Below are 1,356 nucleotides of genomic sequence, written 5' to 3'. Positions count from 1 at the left end.
GAGCTTGTGGATCCATACCTTTCTTCGTGGGTTGATTCGGGTCACTCGTAAGACCGGGACACCCAGGGGAGCCGGGTGTGGCTGGCATGTGGGCGCCGCTGTTGTGGCTCAAGGAGACTGGCCGCCCGACTCCCCGCGACGACTCGGCCGCTGATTGGGATGCGCGAACTGAATCGCTCGTATGGACACGTCGGCGAGGTCGTCTGCTGGGACGGAGTACACCCCCGTCGGCGGAGGAGGACCTGATGCCCCAACTGTGGGCCGGGGATGCGGGCAAAGCCGAGCACCACTGCACTGCCACCGACACGGACGGGAAGACGCTGCTCTCCCGCCGCGTGCCGAACAGCGAGACCGACCTGCTGAAACTGCTCGGCGGACGTGCTGGAGCTGGCCGACGGCGACCCGGTCACCTGGGCGGTGGACCTGAACGCGGGCGGGGCCGCGCTGTGGATCACACTCCTGGGCAACCACGGGCAGAAACTGCTCTGCATCCCCGGCCGGACCGTGCACCATGCTTCGGCCGCCTGCCGGGGCAGCGGGAAGACGGACGCGAAGGACGCCTTCGCCATCGCCGACACCGCCCGCATGCGCCGCGACCTGCAACCTTTGGAACAGACCAGCGAGACCGCGGTGGACCTGCGGATCCTGACCGCCCGCCGCATGGACCTGTCCGCAGACCGCACCCGTGCGATCAACCGGCTCCGCGCCCAGATGCTGGAGTACTTCCCGGCCCTGGAGCGAGCCTTCGACTACAGCGTCTCCAGGAGCGCACTGATCCTGCTGACGGGCTACCAGACCCCGGCCGCCCTGCGGCGGATCGGCACGGGCCGGCTGGCGGCCTGGCTGAAGAATCACGGCGTGCGCACCCTCAACGCGGCGAAAAGCACTGCGGAGGCCGCGGTCACCGCCGCTGAGGCCCAGTTCACCGTCGTCCCAGGGGAGAAGACCTGCGCGAAGATGGTCTGCACCCTGGCGAGGGAGGTGATGTCCCTCGACCAGGAGATCGCCGGGCTCCAAGCCCTGACCGAGGGCCGGTTTCGCGAGCATCCCGACGCCGGAGTGATCACCAGCATGCCCGGTATCGGCGACATGCTCGGCGCCGAGTTCATCGCAGCCACCGGCGGAGACATGGCCCTCTTCGGCAGCCCTGACCGCCTCGCAGGCGTCGCCGGCCTCGCCCCCGTCCCACGCGACTCGGGCAAGATCAGCGGCAACCTCCGCCGACCCCGCCGCTACAGTCGAAGACTCCTGCGGATGTTCTACCTCTCGGCCCAGGCCGCTGCCATGCACTGCCCCGTCTCCAAGGCGTTCTACCGCCGCAAGCGCGACGAGGGGAAGTCTCATAAGCAGGCGATC

The 1,356-nt window shown here is 68.8% G+C and carries 1 pseudogene; it reads left to right on the top strand.

The window, feature by feature from the left end:
• Positions 1-245 precede the first annotated feature (245 nt).
• Positions 246-1,356: pseudogene (locus AC07DW_RS34510) on the top strand (IS110 family RNA-guided transposase); the annotation flags it as partial.

Source organism: Streptomyces sp. NPDC045701, assembly GCF_056432045.1.
The sequence above is the reverse complement of the archived record's forward strand: the minus strand, read 5'-3'. Positions and strand labels throughout refer to the sequence as shown.